General features: G+C 45.3%; 9 protein-coding genes and 1 pseudogene. 8 read left to right on the top strand and 2 right to left on the bottom strand.

Annotated elements, in window-relative coordinates:
* From JKY90_03915 to JKY90_03900, 4 genes and pseudogenes are all read left to right on the top strand, one after another.
* A pseudogene (locus JKY90_03915) lies at positions 1-1,204 on the top strand (lipoprotein-releasing ABC transporter permease subunit).
* Positions 1,205-1,210: 6 nt separating this feature from the next.
* Positions 1,211-1,909, top strand: a complete 699-nt coding sequence (lolD, locus tag JKY90_03910; GenBank protein MBL4851411.1) for a lipoprotein-releasing ABC transporter ATP-binding protein LolD — start codon at positions 1,211-1,213, stop codon at positions 1,907-1,909.
* A gap of 168 nt (positions 1,910-2,077) precedes the next feature.
* The gene (locus JKY90_03905) at positions 2,078-2,362 is read left to right on the top strand and encodes a zinc chelation protein SecC (GenBank protein ID MBL4851410.1); all 285 of its coding nucleotides are present in this window, start codon (positions 2,078-2,080) and stop codon (positions 2,360-2,362) included.
* A gap of 42 nt (positions 2,363-2,404) precedes the next feature.
* A complete protein-coding gene (locus JKY90_03900; GenBank protein ID MBL4851409.1) occupies positions 2,405-2,689 on the top strand; it encodes a glutathione S-transferase N-terminal domain-containing protein in 285 nt (94 codons plus the stop codon).
* Positions 2,690-2,691: 2 nt separating this feature from the next.
* Here the strand turns inward: JKY90_03900 and JKY90_03895 are convergent, their stop codons facing one another.
* Both JKY90_03895 and JKY90_03890 read right to left on the bottom strand, forming a co-directional pair.
* Positions 2,692-2,970 (bottom strand): GIY-YIG nuclease family protein, encoded by a 279-nt coding sequence (locus tag JKY90_03895; GenBank protein MBL4851408.1) that lies wholly within the window; start codon positions 2,968-2,970, stop codon positions 2,692-2,694.
* Between the two features lie 87 nt (positions 2,971-3,057).
* Positions 3,058-3,633, bottom strand: coding sequence for a DUF2062 domain-containing protein (locus JKY90_03890; GenBank protein MBL4851407.1), 576 nt, complete (start codon positions 3,631-3,633; stop codon positions 3,058-3,060).
* A 56-nt stretch (positions 3,634-3,689) separates the two neighbouring features.
* Between JKY90_03890 and JKY90_03885 the strand changes: the two genes are divergently transcribed.
* The 4 genes from JKY90_03885 to msbA all read left to right on the top strand — a co-directional run bounded on the left by JKY90_03885 (position 3,690) and on the right by msbA (position 8,997).
* Positions 3,690-6,029, top strand: a complete 2,340-nt coding sequence (locus JKY90_03885) for a DNA internalization-related competence protein ComEC/Rec2 (protein ID MBL4851406.1) — start codon at positions 3,690-3,692, stop codon at positions 6,027-6,029.
* Between the two features lie 144 nt (positions 6,030-6,173).
* Positions 6,174-6,794 (top strand): MotA/TolQ/ExbB proton channel family protein, encoded by a 621-nt coding sequence (locus tag JKY90_03880; GenBank protein MBL4851405.1) that lies wholly within the window; start codon positions 6,174-6,176, stop codon positions 6,792-6,794.
* 2 nt (positions 6,795-6,796) lie between these two features.
* On the top strand, positions 6,797-7,222 hold the full coding sequence (locus tag JKY90_03875; GenBank protein MBL4851404.1) for a biopolymer transporter ExbD: 426 nt from the start codon (positions 6,797-6,799) through the stop codon (positions 7,220-7,222).
* Positions 7,222-8,997: a lipid A export permease/ATP-binding protein MsbA gene (msbA, locus tag JKY90_03870; protein MBL4851403.1), complete on the top strand. Its 1,776-nt coding sequence runs from the start codon at positions 7,222-7,224 to the stop codon at positions 8,995-8,997. The genes JKY90_03875 and msbA overlap by 1 nt, the downstream gene beginning before the upstream one ends.

The raw sequence follows: 8,997 nt of genomic DNA, 5'->3' as shown, positions 1-8,997 counted from the left end.
GCGCCAAGCGCCGCAACCATTTTATTTCGTTATTTCTTTGATTTCGGTCTTGGGTATCGCCTTAGGTGTTACCGTTTTGATTACCGTTTTATCAGTAATGAACGGTTTTCAAAAAGAAATACGTGACCGCATTCTTGGCGCCACAGCCCATGCCACCATCAGTGGTATCAATGGCCGTTTGACAGATTGGCAAGCCTTGATAGACCAATCGTTAGCATTTGACCGCGTCGAAGGGGCAGCACCGTATGTTCGCGGTGAAGGCATGATCAGCTCGGGGGGCAAGGTCAATGGCACGCTGGTACGTGGTATATCTCCCGGCCACGAGACTACCGTATCCGATATTGGCGATCACATGTTAGAAGGTCATTTTGACGACCTAGTTGCAGGTGAATTTAATATTATTCTCGGGTTTGATTTGGCACGCGCGGTCAATGCACGCGTGGGTGACAAGATCACCTTGATTACGCCACAGGCAACCGTCAGCCCGGTCGGCGTGCTACCACGTTTAAAGCGTTTTACCGTTAGTGGCATTTTCCGCATTGGCATGTATCAATATGACAGCGCCTTGGCCTTAGTACACATAGATGATGCCGCCAAGCTGTTTCGTTTGCCAGGCCAGGTCAGTGGTATTCGTCTCAAGCTCGACGATATGTTTGCTGCACCAACCGTGACCAAGCGGTTATTGGAAGGCTTATCTGAAGTGTACTTTGTGACAGACTGGACACAAACCAATGTCAATTATTTTAGAGCGGTAGAAACAGAAAAAAGCGTCATGCGTATTATTTTGTTTCTGATAGTTTCAGTGGCTGCCTTTAACATTGTTTCTGCACTGGTCATGTTAGTTACCGATAAAGAAGGCGATATCGCCATATTGCGAACGCTAGGAGCTAGTCCAGGCAGCATCATGGGTATCTTTATCGTGCAGGGAACGATTATTGGTATCTTTGGTATTATTCTTGGCGCTCTCGGTGGTATCGCTTTAGCCAGCAATGTTGATGTCATTGTGCCCGCCATTGAAGGGTTTTTAGGCCAACAGTTCTTCCCCGCAGAGGTCTATTATATTAGTGAAATTCCATCCGACATGCATTGGTCAGATGTCATTACCATTACCATAGTGTCGTTTGTATTAACTGTTTTAGCGACGCTATACCCGGCCTGGCGCGCCTCACGCCTGCAACCTGCCAGTGCCCTGCAATATGAATAAGCCAATATGAATAACACATCCGCTACGACCGACGTTTTACGTTGCGTACATTTGGCCAAGACACATAATGAAGGATCACTCAATGTCGAAGTATTAAAAGACATTGATTTCAGTATCGCTGCGGGTGAGCAAGTAGCAATATTGGGAACCTCAGGTGAAGGCAAAAGCACCTTATTGCATCTGCTCGGTGGTTTGGATAAGCCTACGCGTGGTGAAGTGTGGATAGCTGGCCAAAACATTGTCAACCTGAATGAAAAACAGCGTGGCCATTTACGTAATCGTGCCTTAGGGTTTATTTATCAATTGCATCACCTGTTACCTGAATTTACCGCAGTAGAGAATGTAGTCATGCCTTTACGCATTCGCGGTATCGCATTGAATGATGCTACTGAACAGGCAGAAAATATTTTAAAACGCGTCGGACTAGGTCATCGCCTAACTCACAAACCGGCCGAGCTATCAGGTGGCGAACGCCAGCGTACCGCCATTGCGCGTGCCTTGGTGACGAAACCACAATGCATTATGGCCGACGAACCAACCGGAAATCTCGACCAAAAAAATGCCGACCAGGTTTACCAAATAATGTTAGAACTCAATCAAGAAATGAACACCAGCCTGTTACTGGTGACACATGACCTACGCCTGGCAGAAAGAACCGATAAGATCTATGTGTTGGCAGATGGCAAACTGAGCTTGCGTAGTTAGTCACACGAAAAAATAATCAATTTTACGCTATAGGCTTCTGCCATTCATTTTCACGGGAGTAGCTCTGCGATGAGTGAATTGTGTGTATGTTACAGTGGGAAATTATTTATAGACTGCTGTGATCAATTTTTAAATCAACAGAAAATTGCCGAATCTCCCGAACAACTCATGCGTTCCCGTTATAGTGCTTACGCACTAGGTGATTACGGCGAGTATTTATTACAAACATGGTTGCCGAGTCAGAACAAAAGTTTGTCAGTCGCCAACCTATCTTTACAGACAGCCACATGGGTAGAGCTAGAAGTACTCAATAGTTCAGAGCAAGGTGCGGAAGGCTTTGTTGAGTTTAATGCATTGTTTCTTGGCGAGAACGGTGAGATATGCACGCATCATGAAAGATCTCTATTTCAAAAAATTTTAGGGAAATGGCTCTACGTAGGCGAGGAAATTTAAGTGTTGAGTATTGAAACATCTGATCAATTTTATTGAGCTAGCATGAAACACCATTACACTCTAAAGAATCACCAGCTCTATTACTTCAGAGGGTGTCCATTTTGCACTAAAGTCAGATTAGCACTTTGCTGGATGGGGATTAAATTGGTGTTGAAAAACATTCGCGCTGACCCACAATATAAAGCCGAATTGATTGCCGGTGGTGGAAAAAAGCAAGTACCTTGCTTACGAATAGAAAAAGATAATGGTGAGGTACAGTGGCTATATGAATCTGGCGATATTATTTGTTACCTAAAATCTCATAGGGTTGTAACCGGAGAAGGTTAGGGCTAGTCGGGAAGTTCGATTAATTTCTCGATGATACTTTCTTTGGCTTGCTTGGGTTGTTGCTTGATCCAATGTTCGATGCGTTGCGCATCACTACGTGAGCCGATTTTTTGTTTGAAAACGAGCGTGATAGGTGAGCGGCCTTTTAGATATTTAGCGCCTTTGCCTGAGCTATGTTGCTTAAACCGTCGGCTAACGTCGGTAGTGACACCGGTGTATAAAGTATTACTTGCTGTACGGATAATATAAACGAACCAGCAAGGAGAGCTTTGTTTGCTCACAGTATTATGCCCCCTGTATCAAGCACGGAGCCTGCCCCGTACTTGATACAGGGGCAGGCTTTGGGGAGGTGCTTATTGGCTCTGTGATCAATGGTTTTTCGGCTCATCACTTTGTGTATTTTTTAAATAAGCTTCTGCTTTTTTCTTGATACGGCGAAGCTTGCGCCGAGTAATCCAATTTTGAGTGACTTGCCAACGCCACATTGCACGTATTGCTAGGTTACCAAATATCGCAGCAGTTACTGCCATAATGAAGCAGCCCAACAGAAAGGGCTGCCAGACTGTACCAAGACTGTTTTGTAGCCAGGCCCACGACATTTCGAAGTTAAAGTTGCCGCTTTTTCTGCCCAGTAATGAATTACCAATGAGATAGGCAGTATAAAAAAATGGCGGTATGGTAATGGGGTTAGTCACCCAGCATAAGGTTGCTGAAACCACGAGATTGACGCGTGAGCCAATAGCGATGGCAGCGGCAAAAACCATTTGGAAAGGGATTGGCATGAAGGCGACAAACAAGCCAACAGCGAAACCACCCGATACCGAGCGACGGTTAAAATGCCATAGATTGGGGTCATGCAGTAACTTGCCAAACAGGTTGATGTGACGATGGTTACGTAAGGTATGGCTATCTGGCATCCATTGTTTTAGCCATCGTTTTGGCATACCTTAATTTCCAACGTATGATGTGAGTTGCTGCATCGTATTTTTATGGACTGACCATGCGATTAGGGACAATCGCTTTTCTCATCGGCGTGGTGATTGCCTTGCAATTCACTCATTTACCGTCGCTTGTCTGGTCGTTGTTGCTGTTTCCACTCCTGTTAGTGTTGCTGTGGTTGCCTCGTGTTAGCACTGTGGCATTGCTGTTATGCGGCGTACTCTGGTTATCGCTGCGCGCATCAATCTTATTAGACGGCACCTTAGCCCCTGAGCTTGAGGGTAAGGACGCGATTATAGAGGGATCAATCGTATCGATTCCAGCAAGAAGAGACAATTCCACTAAATTTATTTTTGCAATAGAGAATATCAGTATCGATGGTGTGGTAGTTACCGGCCCTGAACGTGTCAGGCTGTCGTGGTATGGGTATGGTATGTCACAGCAAATTGAATCAGGCCAGCGTTGGCACTTGACTGTTCGGTTAAAACGCCCGTATGGCATGATGAACCCCGGTGGTTTTGATTACGAACGTTGGCTATTGCAACAACGCATTAATGCCACTGGCTATGTCAGAAAGGCAGCGACCAATAGCCGACTTGATAACCATAATATGGTTGATGCATTTTATCGTTTACGTCAGCATTTATTTGATCGTATTACTCATTTGGTGGGCGATTCAAACCAAGTGGGTATTATCCAAGCACTTGCTTTAGGTGAGCGCGGGCAAATTTCACGTCAGCAATGGCAACGTTTACAAGACACCGGCACCAGCCATCTTGTGGCGATCTCTGGATTGCACATTGGTTTAATCGCCGCCTGGGTATTTTTTACGGTACGCTGGTTATGGCCACGCAGTTTAGGGCGATATTTCAATATTCCTGCGCCACGCATTGCAGCGATATTGGCGTGGGTTGCGGCATTGCTTTATGCCGCGATGGCGGGGTTTTCGATACCGACACAACGCGCTTTGATTATGGTGACGGTGGCCATGCTCGGTATTATTTTTCAACGCCCTTTAGCGCTCAGTCATATCTGGGCATTGTCACTACTGGCTGTACTGATTTACGATCCTTTAGCGGCTTTGTCGGCAGGGTTTTGGTTGTCTTATGCGGCGGTGGGCGTCATTTTATTTTGCCTCGGTAATCGTTTAACAACGAACAGTCTTTGGTGGCGCTTTGGCCGCATACATTTGATCGTTGCGATTGGTTTGGCACCTTTGCTCATTGTCTTATTTCAAAATGTGCCGTTGTTATCGCCACTAGCCAATTTCATCGCTGTGCCATTAGTCAGCCTGATTACTGTGCCATTGACCTTATCGGCTTTAGTGTTTGTCGATGTATTGCCAGTTTTATCAGGGTGGTTATTGCTTGCAGCACATTACAGCCTGGTTGCTTTGGAACAAGTCTTGGTAACTGTGCACAAATATTCAACATTACCCATCGATTTACCTGTGTTGGATATTTCTTCGACCATTATGTTGATGGTAGGAACGCTGTGGTTGCTGGCTCCACGTGGTTGGCCGGCAAGATGGCTAGGTATTGTCGGGTTTTTACCCTTGTTTTTTTACAGTATTGAGCGTCCTGCAAAAAATACCTTTTGGCTGAGTGTATTAGATGTGGGTCAAGGTAGCTCTATGGTAATAACAACTGAAAACCACACTCTAATTTACGACACGGGTGCGCGTTTTAGTGATCAGTTCGACATGGGCAGCGCTGTCGTTCTGCCCTACTTACGTGCGCAAGGGTTGAGACAAGTTGATATGCTGGTTGTTAGTCATGCCGATAATGACCATATTGGTGGAGCGGCATCGATTTTAGCGGGAATAAGCGTCAAGCAAGTACTCACTTCTGTGCCCTCGTTTTTTACTGACAGCAGTAGCAATGCGCCCCCATTGGGGTATCAGGCGTGTATGGCAGGGCAGTCATGGCAATGGGATGGAGTTACTTTTGAGTGGCTGCACCCGGATACTGACTACAGTGTTAAGAATAAACGTAAAATCCGTAATAATCGATCCTGTGTATTGCGTGTGAGCAATGGTGTTGAAGCGGTGTTGTTGCCAGGAGATATTGAGAAAGACGCTGAGCGTTATTTACTAACCCACCAACGTGATAAGCTCAATGCGAATATTGTTGTAGCACCGCATCATGGTAGTCGTACTTCTTCGACTAAAGGCCTTGTTGACAATATTAATCCAAATTATGTGATATATACTGTAGGTTACCGTAATCGTTATGGTTTCCCTAAAGAGCAGGTTGCTAAGCGGTATCAAGATATAGGTGCGCAGGCGTATCGTAGTGATGATTCGGGCGCATTACATTTTGTTTTGGATGGCGATGGTGACATTGCAGAACCAAGACAATACCGGCTTGAGCAGCGACGATTTTGGCATACAGTCAGATAAAAATACTGAACAAGCTATAGACTATAGTTTACAGGCGGACTTAGAAATTTCTTGCATCAACTTAGTCGTTTCGATCTGATGAAGAGTTCGGTATGATTGCCGGCGGTTAGAAGTATTTTTAGTAATAACATATAGGGTAGAGCGTTGCTTGAACTAGTTGGTGCCGGTGGGTTTCTAATGTATCCCATCCTCTTGTGCTCGGTTGTTGCTATGGCCATCGTTATCGAGCGATTTTGGGTTTTACGGCGACGAGCAGTTTGTCCGTTAAATCTGGTCACTGAAATATGGCAATGGGCGCAGCATGGTCAACTTGATGCCTCGCGTTTGTCTGGCTTGCGTAATAACTCACCGCTAGGACGTGTTTTGGCTGCCGCCATTATTAACATGCGCCACAGTCGTGAAGTGATGAAGGAAGCTGTTGAGGCGAACGGTCGTCAAGTAATACATGAGCTGGAGCGTTACCTTAATACGCTGGGTACGATTGCGTCTATTACGCCTTTACTTGGTTTGCTAGGCACCGTCATTGGCATGATCAAGGTATTTGCTGCGATCACAGACCAAGGGGTGGGTAATCCTACGGTATTGGCTGGCGGTATTTCTGAAGCCTTGATTACCACTGCGGCCGGTATTTCTGTTGCCATTCCCAGCTTGATGTTTTATCGCCATTTTCAACGCCGTGTCACGGAGCTGGCCAATATTATGGAGCAAGAGGCATTAAAACTTGTCGAGGTCTTGCACGGCGAACGTGAGAAGGACCCAGATTAGTTGTGAACCTTAGACCGCAGGGGACAACTGAGCTTGACGTTAATCTTACGCCACTGATTGATGTGGTGTTTCTATTACTCATCTTTTTTATGGTATCAACCACGTTCAATCGCCAGTCGGAAATACAAATTGATCTACCTGAGTCATCAGAGAATGCAATAGAAAGCACTTCTGAGTCGATTGAAATTACCATTGATGTTGATGGTCAGTACTTTGTCAATAAACAACGATTGGTTAACACGCAAGCGGCGACATTAAAACGTGCGTTAGGTGATGCCATGGCTCGTCGTAAGAACCCACCAGTAACCTTGGTTGCCGATGCCAACACGCCTTACCAAGCGGTTGTTACGGCGATGGATGTTGCAGCACAGCTTGGCATTCGTCGACTCTCAAGCGTAACCCAAAACAGCCTCCAAGACGGCCGCTAATGCCAGCACCGATTAACGGCACGGCGGTAACCACCTACCGACGCTTGCTCGGCTATGTCAGCCCTTATAAAGGGACGTTTATTATTGCTGTCATCGGCATGGTCTGTTATGCCGTGACAGATGCGGCATTTGCGGCATTGATTAAACCGTTGCTCGACCAAAACTTCGTTAATCGTGATCCTCAATGGATGCTATGGACGCCATTATTGTTGTTGCTTGTTTTTATTGCCCGCTCTCTAGGCGGGTTCTTTTCAACTTACTATATGGCTAGCGTTGGCCGCCATGTGGTCAAAGATATTCGCCGCCAAATGTTTACACGAATAACCCATTTGCCAACGAAGTATTTTGATCACTCATCTTCAGGCCATATCCTGTCGAAATTTACCTTTGATAGCGAACAAGTAGCAACTGCGACGACTAATGCTGTAACGATACTTGTTCGTGATTCGCTTACTGTTTTAGCTTTGCTGGGGTGGATGTTTTACCTTAATTGGAAACTTAGCCTCATTTTTATTATGACAGCACCGATTATTGCTTTGATGGCAGTCTATGTCAGCAAACGTTTTAGGAAAATCAGTCGTCGTATTCAAGCCTCAATGGGCGACACTGCGCATATTGCCGAAGAGGCTATAGAGGGGCAGCAAATCATTAAGACCTTTCAAGGTCAGCAGCAGGAAGAAGATAATTTCGAACGCGCTAATGAAAGTAATCGCAAACAAAATATGAAAATGATTCTAACAACTGCACTCAGTGTGCCAGTGATACAGGTGATACCTGTATTGTTTTTGGTTGGCATCATTTACTTGGCGACAAACGATACTTTTACCACCCCGGTTTCTGTTGGCACCTTCGGCTCTCTTTTTGCGGCCATGTTAATGTTGTTATCCCCCTTAAAACGACTGGCCAAAATTAACGAGTCATTACAACGCGGCATCACGGCGGCTGACAGCGTATTCGGCTTAATAGATCACGATATAGAGACGGATAAAGGTAGTTATTCAATTGCCAAGGCGCGGGGCGCGATTGCCTATAAAAATCTCTCATTTCATTACGATCAAGGCAATGACATTATACTTGAGAACATCAGCTTTAATGTAGCGCCTGGTGAGACAGTAGCATTAGTCGGTCGCTCAGGCAGTGGTAAAACAACACTGATGAATTTATTGTTGCGGCTTTATCCCACAACCAGTGGTGCAATCATTCTCGATGAAATAAATATTAATGACTATAGCCTGAAAAGCCTACGGCAACAGATTTCTTATGTTGGTCAGGAGGTTATTTTATTTAACGATAGTATTTATAATAATATTGCTTATGGCAGTCTGCGTGGTCGTACTAAAGCAGAGGTTATGGCAGCGGCTGATGCCGCACACGTTAGCGAATTTGTCGATCGTCTGCCTGATAAATTTGACACAGAAGTCGGCGATAAGGGTGTTTTATTGTCGGGTGGCCAACGCCAGCGTATTGCTATTGCAAGGGCATTACTTAAAGATTCACCTATATTGATTTTGGATGAAGCTACCTCTGCGCTAGATTCGGAATCAGAAGGACTAATACGGGATTCATTAAAACGTCTTATGCAAGGGCGTACTACCCTAGTGATTGCTCATCGACTATCGACAATTGAAAATGCAGATCGCATCGTTGTGCTCGATAAAGGGCGTTTAGTTGAGCAAGGCAAGCATGCAGAATTACTGGCTTTAGATAGTCATTATGCGCACCTGCACCGTCTACAGTTTAATGGGCATAATAAGAACACAGACAACAGTCCTTAA

The organism is Gammaproteobacteria bacterium (genome assembly GCA_016765075.1).
Lineage (GTDB): Bacteria > Pseudomonadota > Gammaproteobacteria.
The sequence above is the reverse complement of the archived record's forward strand: the minus strand, read 5'-3'. Positions and strand labels throughout refer to the sequence as shown.